Raw genomic sequence first — 24,380 nt, 5'->3', positions numbered from 1 at the left:
GCCCCGCGTCACGCCTCGACGCCCTCGCGCCGGGCCGCCTCCTCGATCGATCCGGCCACCAGCTCGGGCCGCTCCTCGTGCATCAGGTGGCCGAGGCCGCGCAGCAGCTCCACCCGCGGCCGGCCGCCCAGGCGCTCGGCCACCCCGAAGGACACGTCGGGAGCGATCGTGCGGTCCTGTGCGCCGGCGAGGAGCAGGAGCGGCACCGCGAGGCGCGGCAATTCGCGGTCGAGGCCGACGAGGTCCCAATTGGCCATCATGCCGAGCGCGCCCGCCACGTGGCCCGGCATCTGGAACAGGCGCCGGTAGAGGTCGAGCCCCTCGCGGTCCAGGGTCGAGCCGGTGCCCTCGATCAGCCGCGCGACGGCCTTGCGGTCGGCCGACCACGCGAAGACCCGCGGCACCACCGGGTTGAGGAACAGCATCCGGGCCATGGTGGGGAAGACGAGGCCCGCCATGCCCGGGAAGGGCTTGAGCGCGGCGTTGAGCCCGACGAGGAGGCGGGGCGCCAGCGCGCCGTCGAGGCAGAGCCGCACCAGGATGGCCGCCCCGGCCGAGTGGCCCACCGCCACCTGCGGCGCGATCCCGAGGCCGCGGACGAGCTCCGCCACGGCGCGCGCCATCCGGGGCAGCGAGGGCATCGGCAGGGGATCGCTGAAGCCGTGCCCCGGCAGGTCCGGCGCCACCACGCGGAAGCGCCGCGCCAGGAGCGGCAGCAGCCCGCGCCAGGAATGGGTGGCCGCCCCGGTGCCGTGGAGCAGCAGCAGGCACGGCCCCGTCCCGGCCTCCTGCACGTGCCAGGTCAGCCCGCCGGCGGCGACGAAGCGGCTCGCCTCGCGGTTGGGCCAGTCGCGGCCCTCGCGGGCGAAGGCCGGCCTGTCGCTGGTCATGGGCATCCGGGTCAGCCTCGCGGCGCGGTCCCGCGCGGCGCGGCCCCGCGCGGCGGCGCCTCGCGGCGCACGGCCTCGCTCAGCAACGCGGCATCGGCCCGCGGCATCGGCAGGTAGCGCGCCGCCATGGCCTCGGCGAGGCGGCGGGCGCCGTCCTGCGGCTGCGCGGCCGTGTCGATGACGAGGGCGCGGGTGCCGCCCGCCGCCAGGGCCCGCCCGGCAGCGAGCGCGTCCGCCGCGGCCTGCGCCCGGCCCGGCGCGCCGCCGCGCCCGATATTCGCGCGGCCGTCCGTGAGCAGCAGCACCACCGGGATGCGCCCGCCCCGCCGCTCCGCAGCGGCGAGGAGCGCGGCCGCCTCGATCCCGGCCGCGAGCGGCGTGCCGCCGCCCCCGGGCAGGGCGGCGAGCGCCCGCTTCGCCCGCACCAGGGCGCGGGTCGGAGGCAGGAGCAGCTCCGCCCCCCGACCGCGGAAGGCCACCAGGGCGACCCGATCGCGCCGCACGTAGCACTCGGCCAGCAGCAATTCGACCGCGCCCTTGGCCTCGGCGAGGCGCTCCAGGGCCGCCGAGCCCGAGGCGTCGACCGCGAAGATCGTGGTGGTCCCGGCCCGGTGCACGAAGCGCCGGACGCGGATGTCCTCCGGCGCGAGGCGCAGGCGCTCCGCCTCCGCGCCCCGCCGCAGGCGCTGCCAGGGCGCGGCGGCGCGCAGCGTCTCGGAGAGGGCGAGGGGCCCGCGGCGCGGATCGCCCGGGCGGGCGCCGACCGGCCGGCCGCTTCGGGCCTGGCGCGCCTCGCCACCGGCCCGGCCGGGCGCCGCGCCCGGCGCGCCCGCGTCGGTCAGCCGGGCGAGGAGGCCCGCCGGCAGGGCGGCCGCCACCGCGGCGAGCAGGCGATCCTCCGCCGCCTCGCCGCCGCCCGGGTCCGACGCGCCCTCGGCCTCCTCGGGCGGCGCCTCCGGCGGGGGCGGCTCGGCCTCGGCCTCGGCCGGCCAGCGCGTCGCGCGCGGCGCGAGGACGAGGGCGGCCGCGGCGGCGAGGTCGGGCTCGGCCAGGGCCGAACGCCCCTCCCGCCCGGCATTCTGGCGCGCCGCGCGCAGGGCCTGGATCGGCGCTCGCAGGGAGGCGATGCCGAGCTGCGCCGCGAGGGCGCAGAGGCGCTCGGCCGCGCGCGCCTCGACGGGGGCCGCGGCGGTCTCCCCGGACACGGGCGCGCTGTCCGGCGGGGCGGGCTCGGAGACGTCCCGCAGGGTGAGCCCGTCGAGGTCGAGGTGGAAGGCGGCGCGCTCCAGCAGGGCGGAGGGCACCGCCTCGTCCTCCCCGTCGCCCTCGTCGAGGAGGACGAGGCCGCAGGCGGCGGGAAGCCGGGCCGCGACCCCGTCGCGCGCGAGATCGACCGCGCCGGTCTCCAGCACCCGGGCGAGCCGGGCCGCAATCCCCGCGTCGAGCCGCTCGGCCATCGGCACGACCACCACCCCGCCGTGGCTGCGGGCGAGCAGGCCGGGTTCGACGACCGGGCGCCCGGCCCGCAGGGTCGCGGCGAGGTCGAGGCCGCCGAGGAGGGCGTCGTCGGCGATGCCGGCCGGCAGCCGCGTCACCGGGCGGCCGGCGGGCAGGAGGGCGCGCAGCCGCGCGAGCCACGCCTCCCGCACCGGTCCCGGCCGCGCGCGCAGCCGCACGCCGCCGAGCCCGGCCGGGTCGCGCGCGAACAGGGCCGCCGCCAGGCAGGCCCGGGCCCAGGTCTCGGCGGCGGCGCTCACCCGAGAACCTCGGCGACGGCGCGGGCGACCCGCGCCTCCGCCCCGGCCTCGTCGAGGGGGTTGCGCCGCAGCCGGTGCCCGAGGGCGGCGGGCGCGACCTCGCGCAGGTGGGCGAGCCCGACCGCCTCGTCGCCGTCGAGGCTGGCGAGGGCGCGGGCGGTGCGCATCAGCGTGAGCTCGCCGCGCAACCCGTCGGTCCCGAGGGCGAGGCAGAGCCGGGCGGCCGCTTCGAGCACCTCGTCGGGCACGGCCACGCGCGGCAGGCGGGCGCGGGCGGCGAGGATCGCGCCGGCGAGGCGCTCCTCCTCGCCGGCCCACTCGGCCGCGAACCCCGCCGGGTCGCGCTCGTAGGCGTCGCGGCGGCGCACGATGGCGACGCGGGCGGCGAGGTCGGCCGGCGTCGTCACCGCGACGGCGAGGCCGAACCGGTCGAGGAGCTGCGGGCGCAGCTCCCCCTCCTCCGGGTTGCCGCTGCCGACGAGGACGAAGCGCGCCGGGTGGCGCAGGCTCAAGCCCTCGCGCTCGACCGTGTTGACGCCCGAGGCCGCCACGTCGAGCAGGAGGTCGACGAGGTGATCCTCGAGCAGGTTGACCTCGTCGATGTACAGGAAGCCGCGATTGGCGCGGGCGAGCAGCCCCGGCTCGAAGGCCTTCTCGCCGCGCGTGAGCGCCTTGCCGATGTCGAGGGCGCCGACGACCCGGTCCTCGGTGGCGCCGAGCGGCAGGTCGACCACCGGCACCGGCACGCTCTGCACCGGAAGTCCCTGGGGCGCCCGGGCTCGGCAGGCGGGGCAGAGGAAGGCCTCGTCGGCGGGGTCGCAGGCGTAGGGGCAGCCCGCGACGGCGCGCATCGGCGGCAGCAGGGCGGCGAGCGCCCGCACGGCGGTGGACTTGCCGGTGCCGCGGTCGCCGAAGACCAGCACGCCGCCGACCGAGGGATCGACGGCCCCGATCAGCAGGGCGCGCCGCATCGCCTCCTGGCCGACGATGGCCGTGAACGGATAGGGCGGGCGGGGCGCGGGCGCCGCGGCCGCCGGGGCCGGCGACGCTGCGGGGCCCGGCTTCAGGGCCCGCCGGGACAGGGCCGATTGGGTGAGCGCCACGACGTTTCCCCTCGCCTGGAGGACCGCCGCCGGGATCCGGGCGGGCGGTCCTGTCCGATTTGAGCCGCCGGCTCCGCGCGCGGCGGAGCCGCCCCCGTCACGCCGCCCTGGCGAGCCCGATCCGCGCCCAGATCGCCCCGAGCGCCGCCGCGAGATGCTCGATGTCGGCGTCGCTGTGCAGGGGCGAGGGCGTGATGCGCAGGCGCTCCGTCCCCCGCGGCACGGTCGGGTAGTTGATCGGCTGGACGTAGATCGCGAACTCGTCGAGGAGCGTGTCGCTGATCTGCTTGCACAGCACCGGATCGCCCACCATCACCGGCACGATGTGGCTCTCGTTGGCCATGACCGGGATGCCGAGGGCGCCGAGCCGCCGCCGCACCGCCGCGACCCGGTCCTGGTGGCGCGCCCGCTCGGCCCCGCTCGCCTTGAGGTGGCGGATGCTGGCCGCCGCCCCGGCCGCCACCGCGGGCGGCAGCGAGGTGGTGAAGATGAAGCCCGAGGCGAAGCTGCGCACGAAGTCGCAGAGCGCCGCGGAGGCCGCGATGTAGCCGCCGCTGACCGCGAAGGCCTTGCCGAGGGTGCCCTCGATCACGGTGAGGCGGTCCATCAGCCCCTCGCGCTCGGCGATGCCGCCGCCGCGCGGGCCGTAGAGGCCGACCGCGTGCACCTCGTCCAGGTAGGTCATGGCGCCGTGGGCCTCGGCCACGTCGCAGAGTTCCGCGATCGGGGCGACGTCGCCGTCCATCGAGTAGACCGACTCGAAGGCCACGAGCTTGGGCAGGGCCGGGTTCACCAGCCGGAGCTTGTGGTCGAGATCCGCGGGGTCGTTGTGCCGGAAGATGTGGCGCTCGGCCCGGCTCGCCCGCAGCCCCTCGATCATCGAGGCGTGGTTGCCCTCGTCCGAGAACACCACGCAGCCGGGCAGACGCGAGGCCAGGGTGCCGAGGGCGGCCCAGTTCGAGACGTAGCCCGAGGTGAAGAGCAGGGCCGCCTCCTTGCGGTGCAGGTCGGCGAGCTCGCGCTCCAGCAGCACGTGGTAGTGGTTCGTGCCCGAGATGTTGCGGGTGCCGCCCGCGCCGGCCCCGCAGCGGTCGATCGCCTCGTGCATGGCGGCCGCGACGGCCGGGTGCTGGCCCATGCCGAGGTAGTCGTTGGAGCACCAGACCGTGACCTCGCGGGTGCCGTGGGCTCCGTGCTGCGTGGCGTAGGGGAAGCGCCCGGCCTGCCGTTCGAGATCGGTGAAGACCCGGTAGCGTCCCTCGCGGTGAAGGCCCTGGAGCTGTGCGGCGAAGAACGACTCGTAGTCCATGGTGCGTCCCCTCTGTCGTGATGGGCGGGCCGTCGCGGGCCCGCGGGTCAGGCGATGTCGCCGGCCGGGCGGGGGCCGGTGTCGGGATCGGGTGGGCGGCGGGCCGGCAGGCCCCAGGCCCAGAGGGCGGCGGAGGGCAGCGGCAGCATCAGGAAGCCGTGCTCCAGGATGGCGAGGGCCATTAGGGTCGCCAGCATGGTGTGGCCGCTGCGCTTGAAGGCCGAGGCGCTCTCGGTGACGGCGGGGTGCAGCAGCACCAGGAGGAAGCCCGTCGCCAGCAGCATGGCGACCGGGAAGAGCGCGTTCATCGGCGCGCGGCGGAAGAAGCTGCCGAGGTAGCGCAGGTGCTCGGGCAGGAACTCGGCGTGCAGGTTGCGCACGCCGAGGAAGAGGTTGAGCCGGGCGCTGAGGTTCATCCCCCAGAGCACCAGGTAGGTCCAGAGGGCGATCCGGTTCGGCGCGCCCGCGGTCAGCCAGGCGATCGCGGCGGCGCCCGCCACGATCGCGGCCTCGTGCCAGAGGTTGGTCGCCGCCGCGGCCCCGAACCGGGCGAGCCCCCGGATCGAGGGCGGGCCGGGCGTGCGCCGCGGCCCCGCGACGTAGCCCATGTAGAAGGCCATCTCCTGCCAGCCCCAGACCACCAGGGCGGCAGAGAAGGCCCCGTAGGCCGAGGCCTCGCTCTCGGCCCCCGCGGTGGCCGCGATGCCCCAGAGGGCGAGGAGGAGCGCGAGGCTCATCGCCCCGAAACTCCAGGCATGAGTGTGCCGGGGGCGGTGGTTCAACCAGAGGATCGCTCCGGTGAGGAACCACCACATCAGCACGGCGAAGAGGATCGGCGAGGCGTAGGCGGACATGCGTCTACCAGGCGGGGCTGAGGCGGATCTGCTCGGGCATCGGGTTGGGCTTGGAGGGCAGCAGCAGCAGCCGTCCGAAGGTGAGGGCGGCCCGGGCCGCGTGACCGGCCCGGCGCAGGCGCCCGGCGAGGCCCCCCTGCGCCTTGGCGGCCTCGATGCCGCGGGCGCAGGCGAGCAGCCGGTCGAGCCCCGCCTTGAAGGCCGGGTTGTCGAGGTCGAGGGTCAGCGGGAAGACCTGCCGCGAGATCTCGGAGGTGACCCGGAACACGGCGAAGTCGTAATCGGTCGGATCGACCCCGAGCGCCCCGTGGAAGGCCGGCCGGCAATGGTCGCGCACGTACATCGTGGCGAACACGGCGAGCACGAAGAACTTGATCCAGTAGGCGTTGAGGCCCGAGAGCAGCTTCGGGTTGGCGCGCATGAGCAGCGCGAAGGCCTCTCCGTGGCGGAACTCGTCGTTGCACCACTTCTCGAACCACTTGAAGATCGGGTGGAAGCGGTTCTCGGGATGGCGCTCGAGGTGCCGGAAGATCGTGATGTAGCGGGCGTAGCCGATCTTCTCGGAGAGGTAGGTCGCGTAGAAGATGAATTTCGGCCGGAAATAGGTGTATTTCTTGGCCCGGGTGAGGAAGCCGAGGTCGACCCCGACGCCGAAATCCTTCAGCGTGTCGTTGATGAAGCCGGCGTGGCGGGCCTCGTCGCGGCTCATGAAGGCGAAGAGCTCGCGGATGTCCTTGTTCTTGGCGCGCTTGCGCATCTCGGCGTAGAGCACGCAGCCCGAGAACTCGGCCGTGATCGAGGAGACCAGGAAATCGAGGAATTCCTTGCGCAGCTCCGGATCGAGGCCGGACAGGTCGAGGTCGAACTCGGTGTTGCGCACGAAGTGGCGCCGGTTCGGGTCGGCGCGCATCTCGGCGATGAGCACGTCCCACTCGGCGCGGACCGGCTCGACGTCGGTGCGGTCGAGCTCCGCGAAGTCGGTGGTGTAGAAGCGCGGGCTCAGGAACGTCGTCGCCTGGGCGGCGCGGGTGCTCTCGTTCTGGGCCGGGAGAGCCGTCGCGGTCATAGCGTCGTCCTTTCCGTGAAGCTGACTTCGTAGAGTTCCGTGAGTTCGAAATGGCCCGCGAGGCGGGTCCAGGCGCGCTCGAGCGCGCTCGCCCGCAGCACGGTGGCCCGCCGCCGCACGGTGAGGCGGGTGCCGTAGGGCACCGAGGTCGGCGCGTCGTGCACCGTGACCTCGTCGCCGGGCTCGATGGCGAGCCCGCCCTCCAGGGTGACGTGCGCGTGGAGGGATTCGGGCGTCTGCTCGATCTCCACCGTGCAGGGCACCTCGATGCGGCGCTTGGTCGTCAACCACGGGATCATGTTGCGCCCCTCCCCTGTTCGAGCAGCCGCGCGAAGGCGGCCGCGTTGGTGGCCCCGAAGGCTTCGAGGTTGATGCGCCGGCCCGACGCGAGGTCGTCGAGCGAGAGCGTGCCGTTGTCCCAGCGGGTGAGCCGGAAGGGCGGGTCGCGGGAGAGCCCCTCCCGCAGCCGCGCCTGGGCCATCACCCGCAGGGTCGCGCGCAGAAACCCGTCCTCGCCGGGCTGCACCGTGGCGACGAGGTGGCCGTCCCGCGCATCCGCGAGGGCGACGGCGCCGCCGGCGCGGTCCTCGATCCGCAGGTCGAGCACCTGGACGGGCCGCGCCGGCGGCATGCGGGTGGTGCCGACATCGCCGAAGCGGCCGAGCGCGACGGCGCCGATCGTGAAGCCGACGAGCAGGATCGCCCGGCGGACCTGGATGCGCGGGACCTGGATGGTGTGATGGGCCATGGCCGCCTCCTCAGGGGCCCGCCGCGGCCAAGCGGCCGGGCGCCGAGGTGCGGGCGGCCTGCGCCGGCTGCCAGGCCGGCGCGGCCTGCCCGTGCGCGGCGGCGAGGGCCGCCCCGAGGCGCGCGGCGACCTCGTCCGCCCCGGGCAGGGCCCGCAGCATCGGCTCCGGGGCGGCGAGCCGCCAGGGCCGCACGTGCGGCCACAGGTGGAGATAGGCGAGGCGCGTGCCCGCCTTCAGCCGCAGCGGCAGGTCGCCGGTCCCGTCCGCGAAGCGGCGCAGGGCGGCCGCCTCGATCTCCCGCAGCGGCAGGTTGACGGTCATCGGCAAGGCGATGCCGATGCGCAGGATCAGGCGCCGGTCGGTCAGGCTGTAGGTCGTGGTGGCGCGCGCCGCGAGGGCGAGGCCGCCGAGGATCGCCAGGGCCGCCGCCCCGGCGCCGAGGACCGGCAGGGCCGAGGCGGGGCTGCCCGAGGCCAGCGCCTGCCAGCCGGCGAGCAGCCCGAAATAGGCCGCCACGAGGTCGGCGTGGAAGGCGCGGCGGGCGAGGCCGAGGAGGGCCGGGCGGCCCTGCCAGAGCAGGCGCTCGCCGGGCGGCAGGGGCGCGGGCAGGCCGCCCGGGATCGCCTCCGCGCTCGCAACGGGGGTGCTCGCAGCAGGGGCACTCGCAGCAGGGGCGCTCACAGCAGAGGCACTCACAGCAGAGGCTCCTGGCGTCCGAGGGTCGCGTAGAGGGTGCCGGCGCCGTAGAAGGCCATGATGCGGTCCTCCTCCCGGATGGTGACGCTGTCGACCTCGCGCCGCGGCGGCACGTCGGCGAATTGCCGGGCGAGCAGCGCCTCCACCACGACGGTGCCCTTGGCGCCCTGCACGTCCGCGAAGACGACCGGGAGCAGCACCGAGCGCCCCGGCGCCTCCGCGAGGTCGACCTCGTAGTAGCGGGGCAGCGACTCGCCGCGGTCGACCCAGATGTCCTTGACGGTGCCGGCCACGGCCCGGTCGGCCCCGACCACCCGCATGCCGCGGGGGTCGTAGTCGCGCGCGGCCACGGTGAACTCGGTGGCGACGCGCATCGGCACGATGCGATGGTGGCCCTCCCAGGTCTGGTCGGGCGTGTCGGTGCGCTGCGCGTAGGAGCCCGGGCCGACGCCGTCGCCGAGGACCCCGTCCGTCGCGTTGGTCGGCTCCAGGGGCGCGCCGGGCCAGATCTCGCGCTTGACCGCCGCGAGCGGGCCGCTCGGCCCCTCCTCCGGCCGGGGCACCAGGATGGTCTTGCCGTCCGCGAGCACGAAGGCCTTGGGGGTGGGCAGGAACAGCCAGTCCCAGCCCATCAGCCCGCCCCGCGTCTCGGATTCGAGGGGATAGCCCTCGCGGCGATCCTCCCGGCGCAGGTAGAAGACGAGGCCGGCGAAGAACAGCCAGAACGCGTAGAGCACGACTTGCGCGACGTCGATGTAACCGGTGATGGCACCCTTGGGCATCGTGGCCTCCCTCAAGACAGGGCCGGGCGGACGGGACGGGACGCGGGGAGCGGCGCTCCGGCGCGCGGACGCGCGGGCGCGCGGGTGAGCGGCCCGATGGCGACGAGCGTCGCGAACAGGAAGGCGATCTCGACGTGGTAGACGACGAGGTAGCCGGTGGAGGCGTCGGTCAGGGCCTCGCCGAGGCGCCCGGCCACGGCGAGCGCCGAGCCGGCGTCGCGCAGGAGCCCGCTCGCCGCGATGGCGAGGCCCGCGGCGCTCGCCTGCACGGCGCCCCAGGCCCCGAGCGCGAGGCCGGCCTCGTCGGGCGCGGCCCCCGCCATCGAGGCGGTGAGGGTGCCGTGGGCGAAGAGGCCGCCGCCGACCCCGATCAGCGCCACGCCGAGCCCGAACAGCGCGCCCGAGCCGAGCGGGGCGGCGAAGATCACCGCCGAGAAGGCCGCGATGCCGACGACGGCGCCCGCCGCCGCGACCCGGAACGGGTCGCCGCCGCGGTTGAGCCAGCGCGCCGCGGTGACGAGGCCGGCCCCGCCCCCGACCGCCAGCACCGCGGTGAGCGCGGTGGTGGCGGCGACCGGCAGGCGCAGGATCTCGCCGCCGTAGGGTTCGAGCAGGATGTCCTGCATGCTGAAGCCGACCGTGCCGAGACCGGTGGCGAGGAGGCGGCGGCGGGCGCGCGGCTGCGTCGCGTAGGCCGCCCAGGCCGCACGGAAGCCCTGGGACGGGCCGCCCGTGCGCGAGGGGTCGCGCGCCTCCTGCTTCCACAGGGCGATGCCGTTGAGGATCAGGGTCGCGAGGGCGGCCCCCTGCACGACCTGGATCAGCCGGATCGCCGAGAAATGCGCGAGGGCGATCCCGAACACCACGGCGCTCGCCATCATGCCGGCGAGCAGCATGGCGCAGAGCAGCGCCACCACCTTCGGCCGCGCCTCGGCGGGGGCGAGGTCGGTGGCGAGCGCGAGGCCGACCGTCTGGGTGGTGTGCAGCCCGGCCCCGACGAGCACGAAGGCGAGCGCCGCCGCGCCCTGCCCGACCGCCACCGGCCCCGTCGTGTCCCCCGACAGGATCAGGAGCGCGAAGGGCATGATCGAGAGGCCGCCGAATTGCAGCAGCGTGCCGAACCAGAGGTAGGGCACCCGCCGCCAGCCGAGCACCGAGCGGTGGCGGTCCGAGCGGAAGCCGACCACGGCCCGGAACGGGGCGGCCAGCAGCGGCAGGGACAGCATCACGGCGACGATCCAGGCCGGCACGGCGAGTTCGACGATCATCACCCGGTTGAGGGTGCCGATGAGCAGCACCGCGGCCATCCCGACCGTCACCTGGAACAGGGACAGGCGCAGCAGCCGCCCGAGCGGCAGCTCCGCCGTGGCCGCATCCGCGAAGGGGAGCAGGCGGGGCCCGGCCTTCGCCAGCACCCGCAGGAGGGAGCCGGTCGCCCTCATGGCCGCGCGAGCTCCAGGGCGTTCGAGAGGTAGAAGCCGCTGGTGATCCGCCGGGAGCGGCGGACCGCGAAGGCGTCGAGGGCGGCCTCGCGGGCGATGCGGCGGCGCAGCGCCGCCTCGCTCACCGGGACGATCGCGGGGGCGCGGTCGCCGCGGGGAAACAGGCGCCCGGCCGCGTGCATCAGCGTGAGCAGCGCGGTGCGGGGCGCGACCGTGACCAGGAGCGAGGCCTCGGTGCGGCGGGCGAGCACCGCGAGGGCGCGCAGGATGTCGGCGGCCGGGTAGTGGATCAGCGAATCCATCGCCACGACGTGGTCGAAGCGGCCGAGCCCGTCGTCCAGCATGTCGCCGACCCGGAAGTCGAGGCGGCCCGGCAGGGCGAGGCCGGCGGTGCGCTCGCGGGCGAGCCCGATCAGGGTCGGCGAGACGTCGACCGCGACCACGGCGGCGCCGCGCCGCGCCGCCTCGACGGCGAGCGCGCCGGTGCCGCAGCCGGCGTCGAGCAGGCGGCACCCGGAGAGGTCCCGCGGCAGCCAGGAGAGCAGCTCGGCCCGCATGGCGTCGCGGCCGGCCCGCACGGTGGCGCGGATGCGGCTCACCGGCGCGTCGGAGGTGAGCCGCGCCCAGGCGTCGACCGCGGTGCGGTCGAAGTAGGTTTCGAGCTGCGAGCGGCGGGCGGCGTAGCTGGGGCTGGTCACGGCGTCGTTCCTCCGCGCGTTGGCGATGCCGCACCGCGCCCGTCCCGGAAGCGGGCGGGACGGTCTCCCCGGATCTGCGATGCCGCGATGCCCATCGCCCGCCCCCTCAATCGAAGCCGAGGAACTCGAACAGGTCGCGGTCGCGCATCGGCTCAGCCTCCAGGGGCTCGACGCCGGCCCAGAGCGCCTCCGCCAGGGCGAGGTACTCGGCCAGCACGGCGTCGAGCTCCGGCGAGGATTCCATCTCGAACAGGGTCGCCTTGCGCAGGCGCGAGCGGCGCACCACGTCGAGGTCCTGGAAATGCGCGAGGCGCCGCAGGCCCACCGCGGCGTTGAAGCGGTCGATCTCGTCCGTCGCCGCCGAGCGGTTGGCGATCACCCCGCCGAGCCGCACCCCGTAATTCTTGGCCTTGGCGTGGATCGCCGCGACGATGCGGTTCATCGCGAAGATCGAGTCGAAGTCGTTCGCGGTGACGATGAGCGCCCGGTCCGCGTGCTGGAGCGGCGAGGCGAAGCCGCCGCAGACCACGTCGCCCAGCACGTCGAAGACGACGACGTCGGTCTCCTCCAGGAGGTGGTGCTCCTTGAGCAGCTTCACGGTCTGGCCGACGACGTAGCCGCCGCAGCCGGTGCCGGCGGGCGGTCCCCCGGCCTCGACGCACATCACGCCGTTGTAGCCCTCGACCACGAAATCCTCGACGCGCAGTTCCTCGGCGTGGAACTTCACCGCCTCCAGGGCATCGATCACCGTCGGGGCGAGGCGCTTCGTCAGCGTGAAGGTCGAATCGTGCTTGGGATCGCAGCCGATCTGCAGCACCCGCTTCCCGAGCTTCGAGAAGGCGACCGAGAGGTTCGAGGAGGTGGTGCTCTTGCCGATCCCGCCCTTGCCGTAGACGGCGAAGACCTTGGCGGTGTCGATGCGCAGGTCCGGGTCGAGGGCGACCTGGAGGCTGCCTTCCTCCCGCCGCTCGGCCGGGCGCGTCGCCACGGGATTTCGGATCGCGATGTTCATGCGGCGGCCTCCGCGGTGATGCCTTCGAGCCGGTCCTCCAGGGCCTCCTCGGCCCGGTCGAGGGCGGCCCGCGTCTCGGGGTCGGGTGTCCAGAAGCCGCGCCGATGCGCCTCGATCAGGCGGTGGGCGACCTTGGCGGAGGCGGCGGGGTTGAGCGCCGCCATGCGCTCGCGCATGGCCTCGTCGAGCACGTAGGTCTCGGTGAGGCGCTGGTAGATCCAGGGCGCGACCTGGTCGGTGGTCGCCGACCAGCCCACCGTGTTGGTGAGGTGCTGGTCGATCTGGCGCACGCCCTCGTAGCCGTGGCCGAGCATGCCCTCGACCCATTTCGGGTTGAGCATGCGGGTGCGGGTTTCGAGCGCGACCTGCTCGGACAGGGAGCGGACCTTGCCCTCGCCCCGCGTCTGGTCGGAGATGTAGACCGGCACCGCCGCGCCGCGGGCCTTGCTCACCGCGCGGGCCATGCCGCCGAGCCCGTCGAAGTAGTGGTCGACGCTGGTGACGCCGACCTCGACGGAATCGAGGTTCTGGTAGGCGACCTCGACCGTGCCGAGCACCGCCTGCATCAGCGCCCGCTGCGGCGCGGGCCTGCCGTCGCGGCCATACGCGAAGCTCTTGCGGCGCGAGAAGGTCTCGCAGAGCTCGGTGTCGTCCTCCCAGCGCCCGCTATCGACGAGGAAGTTGACGTTGGCCCCGTAGGCGCCCTCGGCATTGCTGAACACCCGCAGGGCCGCCGTCTCCAGGTCGATCCCCTGGGCCGCCTGGTGGGCCAGCGCGTGCTTGCGCACGTAGTTCATCGCCTCGGGCTCGTCGGCCGAGGCCGCCAGGAAGGCCGCCTCGGCGAGGAGCCGGGTCTGCAGCGGCAGCAGGTCGCGGAAGATGCCGGAGAGCGTCGCCACCACGTCGATGCGCGGGCGGCCGAGTTCCGCGAGCGGGATCAGCGTCGCGCCGCAGAGCCGGCCGTAGCCGTCGAAGCGCGGCGCCGCCCCCATCAGCGCGAGGGCCTGCGCGATCGGGCCGCCCTCGGTCTTCAGGTTGTCGCTGCCCCAGAGCACGATCGCGATGCTCTCCGGCAGCCGGCCCCCGTCCGCCGCGTGGCGGGCGAGCAGCCGCTCGACCTGGGCGCGGCCGTCGGCGAGCGCGAAGGCGCTCGGGATCCGGTAGGGGTCGAAGCCGTGCAGGTTGCGCCCGGTCGGCAGGATCGCGGGCGTGCGCAGCACGTCGCCCCCGGCCACCGGGGGCACGAAGCGGCCGTCGAGGGCCCGCAGCAGGGCCGGGACCTCGTGGTCCTCGGCGAGCAGCCGGTCGGTCTCGGCGAGCGCCCGGAAGGCGGCCCGGGCGGCCTCGTCGGCCGGGAGGCCGGAGGCGGCGAGGGCCTGGTCGGGCGAGGCGCCCGCGACCAGCGCCTCGATCGCCGCGCGGGCGGGCGCGAGGCCGTGGACCGAGTCCGCGAGGGCGAGCAGGAGGTCGACCCGCTCCTGCGGCCGCGTCCCCTCCCCGACCACGTGGAGCCCGTGCGGGATCAGCGTGTGCTCCAGTTCGACGAGGCGCAGGGTCAGGTCGGCGATGCGGCCGCCGGCCTCCTCGGCCCAGGGGTCGCCGGCCGCGGCGAGGTCGAGGGCCTCGGCCTGGGACCGGATCATCTCCGCGAGCGCGGCGCGCTCCGCGGCGTCCTCCGGCGGCAGGGCCCGCCAGCGCTCGAGCGAGGCCCGCAGGTCGAGGAGGCCGCGATAGAGGCCGGCCTGGGCGAGGCTCGGCGTCAGGTAGCTCACCAGGGTCGCGGCCGCCCGGCGCTTGGCGAGCGTCCCCTCCGAGGGGTTGTTGGCCGCGTAGAGGTAGAGGTTGGGCACCTCGCCGATCAGCCGCTCGGGCCAGCAGGCGGCCGAGAGCCCGGCCTGCTTGCCGGGCATGAATTCGAGCGCCCCGTGGGTGCCGAAATGCAGGATCGCGTCGGCGCCGAGATCCTCGCGCAGGTAGCGGTAGAAGGCCGAGAAGGCGTGGGTCGGCGCGAAGCCGCGCTCGAAGAGCAGCCGCATCGGGTCGCCCTCGTAGCCGAAGGCGGGCTGGATCCCGACGAAGACGTTGCCGAAGGCGGCGCCGAGCACCAGGAGCGCCGCGCCGTCGCTCTGGTGGCGCCCGGGCGCCGGGCCCCACTGCGCCTCGATCTCGGCGAGGTGGCGCTCGCGGCGCACGTGCTCGTCGGCGGGGATGCGGTGGGCGACGTTGGCCGGGGTGCCGTAGCGGGCGGAATTGCCCTCCAGGACGCGGCGGCGCAGGGCCTCGGCGCTCTCCGGAACCTCGACGCGGTAGCCGTCCCGCGCCAGGGCCGCGAGCACGCGCCAGAGCGATTCCCAGACCGACAGGAAGGCCGCGGTGCCGGTCGCCCCGGCATTGGGCGGGAAGTTGAACAGCACGACGGCGAGGCGGCGCTCGGCCCGCGGCCGGCGGCGCAGGGCGACGAGGCGGGCGACCCGCGCGGCGAGGCGGTCGGCGCGCTCGATCTGCACGGCCATGTCGCGGGGATGGGCGGAAGGGGCGGGCCCCGCGGCCGGGCGGCCGGAGCGCCCGCCGAACACCATCGGGGCGGTCGCCCCGTCGAGTTCCGGGATCGCCACCATCATGGTGGCCTCGACCGGCGAGAGGCCGCGGTCGGAGGCGTCCCACTGCTCCAGCGTCTGGAACTCGACCGCGTGGGCGGCGAGGTAGGGCACGTCGAGGCGGCGCAGCACCGCCTCGGCCGCGGCCGCGTCGTTGTAGGCGGGGCCGCCGACGAGGGAGAAGCCGGTGAGCGAGACCAGGGCGTCGACGCGGGGGCGCCCGTCGCGCAGGAAGAAGCGCTCGATCGCCGGGCGGTTGTCGAGGCCGCTGGCGAAGGCCGGCACGACGGCGAGGCCGCGGGCCTCGAGGGCGGCGATGACCCCGTCGTAATGCGCCGTGTTGCCGGCCAGCACGTAGGAGCGCATCAGCAGGAGGCCGACCCGGCCGTGGCTCCCGGCCGGGACCGGCAGGCGCTCGGGGCGCTCGCCGATGCGGCCGGCCATGCGCGGGTGGTAGAGGCCGGTCTCCGGATAGGCGAGCGGCTCCTCGGCGGTCAGGCGCTGGCGCCAGCCGGCCCGCGGCCCGGCCGCGTAGCGCGACACGAGGAAGCGCACGAGGTTGACGACGTTCTCGTCCGAGCCGGCGAGCCAGTATTGCAGCGTCAGGAAATAGGCCCGCACGTCCTGGGCCGAGCCCGGGATGAAGCGCAGGATGCGGGGGATCTGGCGGATCAGCGCCATCTGGCGGGCGCCGCCGCCCTGCCCGCCCTGGCGCCCGCGCAGGCGCTTGAGGAAGGCGAGCGCCCCGTTCTGCGAGCCGTCCATGGCGAAGCGGCCGATCCGGGTCGTGCGCACCACCTCGGCGGCGGAGAGGCAGCCCACCATCGCGTCGCAATGCGGGCGCCGCGCCAGCAGGGCCGGCAGCACCGCCCGCACGTGCTCGTCCATGAACAGCATGGCCGAGAGCACGATGTCGGCCCGGGCGATCTCGGCCCGGCAGGTGTCGAGGGCGGCCGGGTCGGAATCCCACTCGGCCGCGGCGTGGAAGCTCAGCACGAGGCGCGGCTCGCTGCGGGCGAGGCTCTGGCGCGCCCGGTCCACCGCCCCGGCGAGGTGGTTATCGAGGGTGACGATGACGACGCGCAGCTCCGGCAGCGCGTCCGCCGGCTCAGCGGCTGAAATGCGCTTTTGCATCGTACAGGGTCTCGACGGTGATGAGCGGGAGCGAGCGCTCGCGGGCGAAGCGCTCGGTGTTGCTGCGGGCCTTGCCCCGCACGAAGAACGGCACCTTCTTGAGTTCGCGCTCGGCCTCGATGGCCCAGACGAGGGCGGCGGGCTGCGGCGCGGCGGCGGGCAGGTCCCGCGCCGTCCCGCCGAGATGCGAGGGGGCGACGCCGTCGTGGAATTCCGGGTCGTCCCGGAACATGGCGAGCAGGTGCTCCTCCAGCCCCATCATCAGGGGGTGCACGAGCGTGTCGAAGAGGACGTTGGCGCCCTCGAATCCCATCTGGGGCGCGTGGCGGGCCGGCACGTCCTGGACATGCATCGGGGCCGAGATCACCGCGCAGGGAATGCCGAGGCGCTTGGCGATGTGGCGCTCCATCTGGGTGCCGAGCACCAGTTCCGGCTGCGCCGCCGCGATCGCCTCCTCGACGGCGAGGTAATCGTCGCTGACGAGGGCGGTGAGGCCGTGCGCCTCGGCCTCCTCCCGGACCTCGCGGGCGAATTCGCGCGCGTAAGTGCCGAGGCCGACGAGCGCGAAGCCGAGTTCCGCCGTGGCGACCCGGGCGGCGGCGACCGCGTGGGTCGCGTCGCCGAACACGAAGACGCGCTTGCCCGTCAGGTAGGTCGAATCGACCGAGCGCGCGTACCAGGGCAGGCGCGAGCCCTCGTCGGCGAGGACCGGGGCCGGATCGACGCCGGCCCGGGCCGCCACCGCCTCCACGAAGGCGCGCGTCGCCCGCACCCCGATCGGCGCGATCTCGACGAAGGGCTGGCGGTGCGTCCGCTCCAGGAACTGCGCGGCGGCGCGCGCCACCTCCGGGTAGAGGACGACGTTGAAATCGGCCTCGCCGAGGCGGGCGAGGTCGGCGGGCGAGGCGCCCAGCGGCGCCACCACGTTGACCGGGATCCCGAGCCGGTCGAGGAGCTGGCGCACCTCGCGCAGGTCGTCCCGGTTGCGGAAGCCGAGGGCGGTCGGGCCCAGGATGTTGCAGCTGCGCACCGCGCGCGCCGGGCGCGCGGCCGGCGGCCCCGCGAGCGCCCGGACCAGGCGGTAGAAGGTCTCGGAGGCCCCCCAATTCTCCTTGCGCTGGTAGGCCGGGAGGTCGAGCGGGATCACCGGGATCGGCAGGCCGAGCGCCCGGGCGAGGCCGGCCGGGTCGTCCTGCAGCAATTCGGCCGTGCAGGAGGCGCCCACGATCATCGCCTGCGGGCGGAAGCGCGCGTAGGCCTCGGCGGCGGCCCGCTTGAACAGCTCGGCCGTGTCGGCGCCGAGGTCGCGGGCCTGGAAGGTCGTGTAGGTCACCGGCGGGCGGGAATCCCGCCGCTCGATCATCGTGAAGAGCAGGTCGGCGTAGGTGTCGCCCTGCGGCGCGTGCAGCACGTAGTGCAGGCCGTTCATCGCCGCCGCGACCCGCATCGCGCCGATATGGGGAGGCCCCTCGTAGGTCCAGAGCGTGAGCTGCATCGCCTCAGACCTCCAGCCGCGCGCGGCGCACGAGGGGGCGGGCGAAGAGCCCGGCGAGGTCGCCGGCCTGGTCGTAGCCCTGGATCGGCGTGAACAGGAGCTCGATCGACCACTTGGTGGCGAGCCCCTCCGCCTCGAGCGGGTTGGCGAGGCCGAGCCCGCAGACCGTGAGGTCGGGCCGCGCCGCCCGGCAGCGGTCGAGCTGGTCGTCGAGGCTCTGGCCCTCGGTCACCGCCACCCCGTCCGGCAGCAGGGCGAGCTCCTCGGCGAGGTGGGCGCGGTGGAGGTAGGGCGTGCCGACCTCGATCAGCTCCGCCCCGAGCTCCCGCGCCAGGAACCGCGCCAGGGGCAGTTCGAGCTGCGAATCCGGGAAGAAGAAGACCCGCCGCCCGGCGAGCCGCTCCCGATGGGCGGCGAGCGCGCGGGCCGCCCGGGCGCGGCCCGGCGCCGTGACCGCGTCCACGCGGTCGGCCGGCACGCCGAAGGCGCGGGCGGCGGCCGCGAGCCAGAGCGTCGTCCCCTCCGCTCCGAGGGGGAAGGGGGCGGCAATCCGCGACGCGCCGCGCGCGTCGAGGGCGCGCGCCGTGTCGGCCAGGAAGGGCTGGGCCAGCAGGTAGCGGGTCCCCGGCCCGACCGGCGCAAGGTCCGCCGCCCGCCGCCCCGGCAGGAAGCGCACCGGCCCGAGGCCGAGCTCCGCGAAGAGCCGCGCGAATTGGTCCTCGACCACGTCCGCGAGGGCGCCCACGACGAGGAGCGAGCCCGATTCGTCCCGCGGCAGGTCCGGCACCAGGGCGGCGAGGCAGGCATCCTCGCCCTGCGTGAAGGTGGTCTCGATCCCGCTGCCCGAGTAGCTGAGCACCCGCACCGCGGGCGCGACCCGGGCCGAGAGGCGCGCGGCGGCGCGCGACAGGTCGAGCTTGATCACCTCGGACGGGCAGGAGCCCACCAGGAACAGGAGCCGGATGTCCGGCCGCCGCTCCAGCAGGCGGGTCACCACCCGGTCGAGCTCCTCGTTGGCGTCCGCGAGGCCCGCGAGGTCGCGCTCCTCGATGATCGCCGTCGCGAAGCGCGGCTCGGCGAAGATCATGACGCCCGCCGCCGACTGGATCAGGTGCGCGCAGGTGCGCGAGCCGACGACCAGGAAGAAGGCGTCCTGGATGCGGCGGTGCAGCCAGACGATGCCGGTGAGGCCGCAGAACACGGCGCGCTGGCCGCGCTCCTGGCGCAGCACCGGGCCGCAGGCGGGGGGGCTCGCGAGGGCCGTCACGGCGTCGCCTCCGTCAGGCGGGGCGCGCGGCGCGCCGGCGCCCCGGCGCGGGCGGCGCGCAGCTTCAGGAGGAACTGGGCGGCGTTGACGAGGTAGGCGGCATAGGCCGCGAGCGCGAGCCCCATCAGGGCCGGGACCGCGAGCGCCCCGGTGGCGAGGGCCGCCAGGTAGCCCGTGTGCAGGGCCAGCACCAGCATGCTGACCGCGTCCTCCCAGAAGAAGGCCGGCGCGAAGAGGTAGCGCCCGAACACCGCCTTCTCCCAGAGGGAGCCGGTCACCATGATGGCGTAGAGCGCGAGCGTCTTCGTCACCACCGAGGCGTTGGCGAGCGCCGCGCCCTCGCCGGTGGCGAGGGTGCGCAGGACCAGCCCCAGGCTGACCAGGAAGATCGCGAACTGGACCGGCGCCAGGACGCCCTGCACCAGGGTCCAGGGCGTGGCGTCGCGGCGGCGCCGCTCGGCCTCGCTGTACAGAACCGGACGGTTGTTGGACGTCGCCATCGCGCCTGCCCTGCCTCGATCCTGCCCTGCCCGCCCGCCTTCGCGGCGGGTCGTCGATGGGGGCAGCCTAGGACCACGGCCGCGCGAGTGTCAACACAGGTTGACAGTCGTGCCGGGTGACATTTCAGGGCTTAGGCCGCGAAAGTCACTTGCGGCCACGCCGAGGACGGGTATTTTCCCTAAAGCCCGGCTCTCTCGACCTGTCGTGAGAGGCTCCCAAAGCAAAAAACGTGACTCTGTATAAGGACATCCGGGCAGAACGTGCATCGGGGAGGTGCCGATGGGAGATCCGAGGTATTCGGGCGACCTGACGGGCAGTTTTGTCCCGCCACGGGAGAGCCCCTGCGGCGAGGCCGGCGGTCTCGGGCGCGGGGCCAGGTGGAGGGACGACCTCGCGCGCGTGGTCGAGGCCGAGATCATCCCGCGGCTGATGCTCGCCCACCGGTCCGAGCGCCCGAGGGTGCGCGCTGTCGGCCGCCCGCCGATCGCCGAGGAGGTCGTCCGGTTCAGCGCGCTGATGCTGGCGCCGCAGGACGCCGACGTGATGGCGGAGATCCGCGGGCTGCTCGACGGGGGCCTCGGCCTCGACGACCTGCTGCTCGGGCTGCTCGCCCCCACGGCGCGGCATATCGGCCGCCTGTGGGAGGAGGACGAGTGCGACTTCGTGCAGGTGACGGTCGCGATGGCGCGGCTGCGCCGCATCGTCCACGACCTGGAATTGCTCTTTCTCGATCCGCACCCCGTCGATCCGGCGAGCCGCCGCGTGCTGCTGATGCCGGCTCCGGGCGAGATGCACACGTTCGGCCTGACCCTGGTGGCCCACTTCTTCGGCGAGGCCGGCTGGGACGTCACCTCGAGCGTGGACCGGCAGCTGACGGAGCCGATGGCGCGCATGCGCGCCGAGTGGTTCGACGTGATCGGCCTGTCCCTGTCCTGCGACGTGCATCTCGACGCGCTCACCGAGATCATCCCGGTGATCCGGCGCGGCTCGCGCAACCGCGGCGTCTCGATCCTGGTCGGCGGCCCCGCCTTCCACGATCGGCCCGACAGGGTCCGCCACGCGGGCGCGGACGCCGCCGTGGGAGATGCCCGCAACGCGCCCGGGATCGCGCAGAGCCTGCTTGATCTACGGGTTAGAGCCTGCTGAAAGGTGTGTTCAGTGCGGTCGGCGTCCAGTGGTGACCCTTGAACAAGCCCTTGAGCCTTACTGCGAAGGAAACGTTCGCGGTGCTTCGAGACGCCGTCTCCCACCTCGACGCGCAGACGACGGGTGCGCTCGTCGCCGCGGCGACGGACGTGTCGCTGATCGTCGATCCGGACGGCGTGATCCGGGACGCGACCTTCGGCGCGGACGGCCTTGCCGAGGAGGCGGGCGAGAGCTGGCTCGGCCGGCGCTGGATCGACACCGTCACGGCGGAGAGCCGCGCGAAGATCGCGAGCCTCCTGGAGGATGCCGGGCCCGGCACGGTGACGCGCTGGCGGCAGGTCAACCACCCGTCGCGCAGCGGCGGCGCCGACGTCCCGATCCGCTACTCCGCCCTGCGCATCCCCGGTGACGGGCGCATCATCGCGATCGGCCGCGACCTGCGGGCCCTCGCCGCCCTGCAGCAGCGCCTCGCCGAATCGCAGCAGGCCCTGGAGCGCGACTACGCCCGCCTGCGCGGGGCCGAGACCCGCTACCGCGTGCTGTTCCAGCTGGCGGGCGAATCGGTGCTGATCGTCGATGCGGGGACGCGGCGCGTCGCCGAGATCAACCCGGCCGCGGCCCGCCTGCTCGGCCGCTCGGCCAAGCGCATCGTCGGCCAGGACGTGGTCGACCTGTTCGAGCCCGAGAGCGCCCGCGCGGTCCAGTCGCTGCTGGTGGGCCTGCGGCTCACCGGCCAGGCCGAGGACCTGCACGCGCGGCTCGCCCACCGCCGCGGCGAGGCCCGCGTCTCCGCCGCCCTCTTCCGGCAGGAGACCGGCACCAACATCCTGGTGCGCCTCACCCAGGTCGCGGCGCCGTCCGGGCCGGCGGCCTCGCGCTCGGGCGCCCTCGAGGTGATCGAGGCGATGCCGGAGGGCTTCGTCGTCACCGACCGCGACCGGCGCATCATCGGCGCCAACGCCGCCTTCCTCGATCTCGTGCAGCTCGCCACCGAGCACCAGGCCAAGGGCGAGCCCCTCGACCGCTGGCTCGGCCGCGAGGGGACCGAGATCAACGCGCTGTTCAGCACGCTCGTGGAGCACGGCTCGGTCCGCCACTTCGCCACCGTCGTGCGCGGCGAGTTCGGGGCCGTGGAGGAGGTCGAGGTCGCGGCGGTCTCGGTGCCGGGCGGCGAGCACCCCTGCCTGGGCTTCACCCTGCGCAGCCTGCCCCGCCGGGTCGCCCCGGCGGCGGGCGGCCGCGAACTGCCCCGCTCGGTCGAGCAGATGACCGACCTCGTCGGCCGCGTCTCGATGAAGACCCTGGTGCGGGAGACCACCGACCTGATCGAGCGCCTCTGCATCGAGGCGGCCCTGCGCATCACGAACGACAACCGCGCCTCGGCGGCGGAGATGCTGGGCCTCAGCCGCCAGGGCTTCTACGCCAAGCTGCGCCGCTACGGCCTCGGCGACCTCGACGGGAGCGAGGACACCGAGGAGGAGCCCGGCTGATCCCCGCCGCGCGCCGCGCGGGTGTAAACTTTACTTGACACTTGCCCGGCCGCGTCACACCCTCGCGGCATGACGACGAAGCCCCTCGCGCATCCCTGGACGAAGTGGCGGCCCGCCCGTCGCGACGGTGGCGGAGCCCGCGCGCTCCCCGCGCCGGGCGCGTTGCTCGAATTGCTGAAGCCGATCACCTGGTTCGCCCCGATGTGGGCCTTCGCCTGCGGGGTCGTGTCCTCGGGCGTCGCGCCGGCGGGGCGCTGGCCGGTGGTCGTCGCCGGCCTCCTGCTCGCCGGGCCCCTGGTCTGCGCGACCAGCCAGGCGGTGAACGACTGGTTCGACCGGCACGTGGACGCCATCAACGAGCCGCAGCGGCCGATCCCCTCGGGCCGCATCCCCGGCCGCTGGGGGCTCGCCGTCGCCCTGGCCTGGACGCTGCTCTCCCTGGCGGTGGCGGGCGCCCTCGGGCCCTGGATCCTCGGCGCCGGCCTGTTCGGGCTCGCCCTGGCGTGGCTCTACAGCGCCCCGCCCGTCCGCCTGAAGCGGAACGGCTGGTGGGGCAACGCCGCCTGCGGGCTCTGCTACGAGGGGCTGCCCTGGTTCACGGGGGCGGCCGCGATGACGGGGTCCCTGCCCGACGGACGGGTGATCCTGCTGGCGCTGCTCTACAGCCTGGGCGCCCACGGCATCATGACCCTCAACGACTTCAAGTCCGTCGAGGGGGACCGCCGCACGGGCCTGCGCTCCCTGCCGGTCCAGCTCGGCACCGCCCGGGCGGCCCGGCTGGCCTGCGCGGTGATGGCCCTGCCGCAGGCCGCCGTGGTGGCCCTGCTCCTCGCCTGGGACCGGCCCTTCCACGCGGGCCTCGTGGCGCTGCTCCTCGCCGGCCAGGGCGCCCTGATGCCCCGCCTCCTCGCCGATCCGCGCGGCCGGGCCGCGTGGTACAACGGCACCGGCACGCTGCTCTCCGTGCTCGGCATGCTCGTCGCCGCCTTCGCCCTGCGCGCCGGGGGGGCCGCGTGAGCGCCGCCCCCGCCCCCTTCGGCTGGGGCACGATCCTGCGCCTCGGCCTCGTCCAGACCGCCCTCGGGGCGATCGTGGTGCTGATGACCTCGACCCTCAACCGGGTGATGGTGGTGGAATTGGCGCTCCCGGCCGCGGTGCCGGGCGCGCTCGTCGCCCTGCACTACGCGGTGCAGGTGCTGCGGCCGCGCTGGGGCTACGGCTCCGACCTCGGCGGGCGCCGCACGCCCTGGATCATCGGCGGCATGGCGCTGCTGGCGCTCGGCGGGGTCGGCGCCGCGGCCGGCACCGTCCTGATCGCCACCGCGCCGGCGGCCGGCTTCGCCCTGGCGATCCTGTCCTTCCTGGCCGTCGGCATCGGCGTCGGGGCGGCCGGGACCTCGCTGCTGGTGCTGCTCTCGACGGGCGTGGCACCCCGCCGCCGGGGCGCCGCCGCGACCATCGTCTGGATCATGATGATCGCCGGCTTCGTCGTCACCGCCCCGACCGCCGGGCACCTGCTCGACCCGTTCTCCGCGGGGCGGCTCGTCGCGGTCTCGGGCGGCGTGTCGGCGATCGCCTTCGCGGTGGCGCTCGCGGCACTCTGGGGCGTCGAGCCGCGGCGCCCGCGAGCGGCGGCCCGGGAGGCGGCGCGGCGGCCCTTCCGGCAGGTGCTCGGCGAGGTCTGGGCCGAGCCCGCGGCGCGGCGCTTCACGATCTTCATCTTCCTGGCGATGCTCGCCTACTCCGCCCAGGAGCTGATCCTCGAGCCCTTCGCGGGCCTCGTCTTCGCGATGACGCCCGGCGCCACCACCAAGCTCGCCGGGATCCAGAACGGCGGCGTGCTCGCCGGGATGGTCCTGGTCGCCCTCGTGACCGTGCGGGCGCGCGGGCGCCTCGCCTCGCTGCGGCTGTGGACCACCGGCGGCTGCCTCGGCTCGGCCGCCGCGCTGCTGGCGATCGCGGCCTGCGGCGCCGGCCCCGACGCGCCGCTTCTCGGCGGCCCGGGCGGGCTGCTGCGGACCTGCGTGGCGCTGCTCGGCTTCTTCAACGGCGTCTTCGCGGTCTCGGCGATCGGGTTGATGATGGGCCTCGCGGGCGCGGGCGGCGAGAGCCGCCACGGCACCCGCATGGGCGTCTGGGGCGCCGCGCAGGGCGTGGCGTTCGGGCTCGGGGGCTTCCTCGGGGCCGCGAGCGTCGACGTCGCCCGCCTCGCCCTCGGCGCGGTCGTGCCCGCCTACGCGACGGTCTTCGCGGCCGAGGCGGCCCTGTTCGTGGTCGCGGCGGGGCTCGCGTGGCGGATCGGGGCACCCGCGCAGGCGCCCCGGCCGGACCTGTCGGGCCTCGCGGCGTCGCACGGCTGAGAATCCGACCTCCCCTCTCCGGGCCCAAACGG

21 protein-coding genes are annotated in these 24,380 nt (G+C 75.1%); 4 read left to right on the top strand and 17 right to left on the bottom strand.

All coding sequences use genetic code 11. The annotated features are described in order from the left end of the window. Positions 1-8: 8 nt before the first annotated feature. The 17 genes from bchO to bchF form a co-directional block, all read right to left on the bottom strand. Positions 9-890: an alpha/beta fold hydrolase BchO gene (gene bchO, locus M446_RS17910; RefSeq protein ID WP_012333512.1), complete on the bottom strand. Its 882-nt coding sequence runs from the start codon at positions 888-890 to the stop codon at positions 9-11. Positions 891-901: 11 nt separating this feature from the next. Then, entirely contained in the window at positions 902-2,647 is a 1,746-nt protein-coding gene (locus M446_RS17905; protein WP_012333511.1) for a magnesium chelatase subunit D, read from the bottom strand. Beyond that, entirely contained in the window at positions 2,644-3,750 is a 1,107-nt protein-coding gene (bchI, locus tag M446_RS17900) for a magnesium chelatase ATPase subunit I (RefSeq protein ID WP_012333510.1), read from the bottom strand. Before bchI ends, M446_RS17905 begins: the two co-directional genes overlap by 4 nt. 97 nt (positions 3,751-3,847) lie before the next feature. Further along, entirely contained in the window at positions 3,848-5,059 is a 1,212-nt protein-coding gene (gene hemA, locus M446_RS17895) for a 5-aminolevulinate synthase (RefSeq protein ID WP_012333509.1), read from the bottom strand. Between the two features lie 47 nt (positions 5,060-5,106). Further along, the gene (gene puhE / locus M446_RS17890) at positions 5,107-5,913 is read right to left on the bottom strand and encodes a putative photosynthetic complex assembly protein PuhE (RefSeq protein ID WP_012333508.1); all 807 of its coding nucleotides are present in this window, start codon (positions 5,911-5,913) and stop codon (positions 5,107-5,109) included. A gap of 4 nt (positions 5,914-5,917) precedes the next feature. Continuing rightward, positions 5,918-6,979, bottom strand: coding sequence for a magnesium-protoporphyrin IX monomethyl ester (oxidative) cyclase (acsF, locus tag M446_RS17885; RefSeq protein WP_012333507.1), 1,062 nt, complete (start codon positions 6,977-6,979; stop codon positions 5,918-5,920). Further along, positions 6,976-7,278: a hypothetical protein gene (locus M446_RS17880; RefSeq protein ID WP_036270252.1), complete on the bottom strand. Its 303-nt coding sequence runs from the start codon at positions 7,276-7,278 to the stop codon at positions 6,976-6,978. The genes acsF and M446_RS17880 overlap by 4 nt, the downstream gene beginning before the upstream one ends. Further along, on the bottom strand, positions 7,275-7,727 hold the full coding sequence (gene puhC, locus M446_RS17875; RefSeq protein ID WP_012333505.1) for a photosynthetic complex assembly protein PuhC: 453 nt from the start codon (positions 7,725-7,727) through the stop codon (positions 7,275-7,277). The genes M446_RS17880 and puhC overlap by 4 nt, the downstream gene beginning before the upstream one ends. Before the next feature lie 10 nt (positions 7,728-7,737). Continuing rightward, complete coding sequence (gene puhB / locus M446_RS17870; RefSeq protein WP_012333504.1) at positions 7,738-8,409, bottom strand: photosynthetic complex putative assembly protein PuhB; 672 nt, start codon at positions 8,407-8,409, stop codon at positions 7,738-7,740. 11 nt (positions 8,410-8,420) lie between these two features. Beyond that, on the bottom strand, positions 8,421-9,206 hold the full coding sequence (gene puhA, locus M446_RS17865; RefSeq protein ID WP_012333503.1) for a photosynthetic reaction center subunit H: 786 nt from the start codon (positions 9,204-9,206) through the stop codon (positions 8,421-8,423). Positions 9,207-9,217: 11 nt separating this feature from the next. Continuing rightward, a complete protein-coding gene (locus tag M446_RS17860) occupies positions 9,218-10,648 on the bottom strand; it encodes a BCD family MFS transporter (RefSeq protein WP_012333502.1) in 1,431 nt (476 codons plus the stop codon). Beyond that, a complete protein-coding gene (bchM, locus tag M446_RS17855) occupies positions 10,645-11,346 on the bottom strand; it encodes a magnesium protoporphyrin IX methyltransferase (RefSeq protein WP_012333501.1) in 702 nt (233 codons plus the stop codon). Before bchM ends, M446_RS17860 begins: the two co-directional genes overlap by 4 nt. Before the next feature lie 106 nt (positions 11,347-11,452). Then, positions 11,453-12,358: a ferredoxin:protochlorophyllide reductase (ATP-dependent) iron-sulfur ATP-binding protein gene (gene bchL / locus M446_RS17850; RefSeq protein WP_012333500.1), complete on the bottom strand. Its 906-nt coding sequence runs from the start codon at positions 12,356-12,358 to the stop codon at positions 11,453-11,455. After that, positions 12,355-16,089, bottom strand: coding sequence for a magnesium chelatase subunit H (locus M446_RS17845; protein ID WP_012333499.1), 3,735 nt, complete (start codon positions 16,087-16,089; stop codon positions 12,355-12,357). The genes bchL and M446_RS17845 overlap by 4 nt, the downstream gene beginning before the upstream one ends. Continuing rightward, a complete protein-coding gene (gene bchB / locus M446_RS17840) occupies positions 16,064-17,584 on the bottom strand; it encodes a ferredoxin:protochlorophyllide reductase (ATP-dependent) subunit B (RefSeq protein ID WP_012333498.1) in 1,521 nt (506 codons plus the stop codon). Before bchB ends, M446_RS17845 begins: the two co-directional genes overlap by 26 nt. A gap of 4 nt (positions 17,585-17,588) precedes the next feature. Next, a complete protein-coding gene (locus tag M446_RS17835; RefSeq protein WP_012333497.1) occupies positions 17,589-18,851 on the bottom strand; it encodes a ferredoxin:protochlorophyllide reductase (ATP-dependent) subunit N in 1,263 nt (420 codons plus the stop codon). Beyond that, a complete protein-coding gene (bchF, locus tag M446_RS17830; protein ID WP_012333496.1) occupies positions 18,848-19,351 on the bottom strand; it encodes a 2-vinyl bacteriochlorophyllide hydratase in 504 nt (167 codons plus the stop codon). The genes M446_RS17835 and bchF overlap by 4 nt, the downstream gene beginning before the upstream one ends. A 280-nt stretch (positions 19,352-19,631) precedes the next feature. Between bchF and M446_RS17825 the strand changes: the two genes are divergently transcribed. From M446_RS17825 to M446_RS17810, 4 genes are all read left to right on the top strand, one after another. Next, positions 19,632-20,498 (top strand): B12-binding domain-containing protein, encoded by an 867-nt coding sequence (locus M446_RS17825; RefSeq protein ID WP_012333495.1) that lies wholly within the window; start codon positions 19,632-19,634, stop codon positions 20,496-20,498. Positions 20,499-20,578: 80 nt separating this feature from the next. Next, the gene (gene ppsR, locus M446_RS17820; protein WP_012333494.1) at positions 20,579-21,988 is read left to right on the top strand and encodes a transcriptional regulator PpsR; all 1,410 of its coding nucleotides are present in this window, start codon (positions 20,579-20,581) and stop codon (positions 21,986-21,988) included. 69 nt (positions 21,989-22,057) lie between these two features. Beyond that, the gene (gene chlG, locus M446_RS17815; RefSeq protein ID WP_012333493.1) at positions 22,058-23,005 is read left to right on the top strand and encodes a chlorophyll synthase ChlG; all 948 of its coding nucleotides are present in this window, start codon (positions 22,058-22,060) and stop codon (positions 23,003-23,005) included. Next, a complete protein-coding gene (locus M446_RS17810) occupies positions 23,002-24,348 on the top strand; it encodes a BCD family MFS transporter (RefSeq protein WP_012333492.1) in 1,347 nt (448 codons plus the stop codon). Before chlG ends, M446_RS17810 begins: the two co-directional genes overlap by 4 nt. The last annotated feature ends 32 nt before the right edge of the window (positions 24,349-24,380 follow it).

It is taken from the genome of Methylobacterium sp. 4-46, from assembly GCF_000019365.1.
Classification (GTDB): Bacteria; Pseudomonadota; Alphaproteobacteria; order Rhizobiales; family Beijerinckiaceae; genus Methylobacterium.
This window is presented reverse-complemented; position numbering and strand designations above follow the sequence as displayed.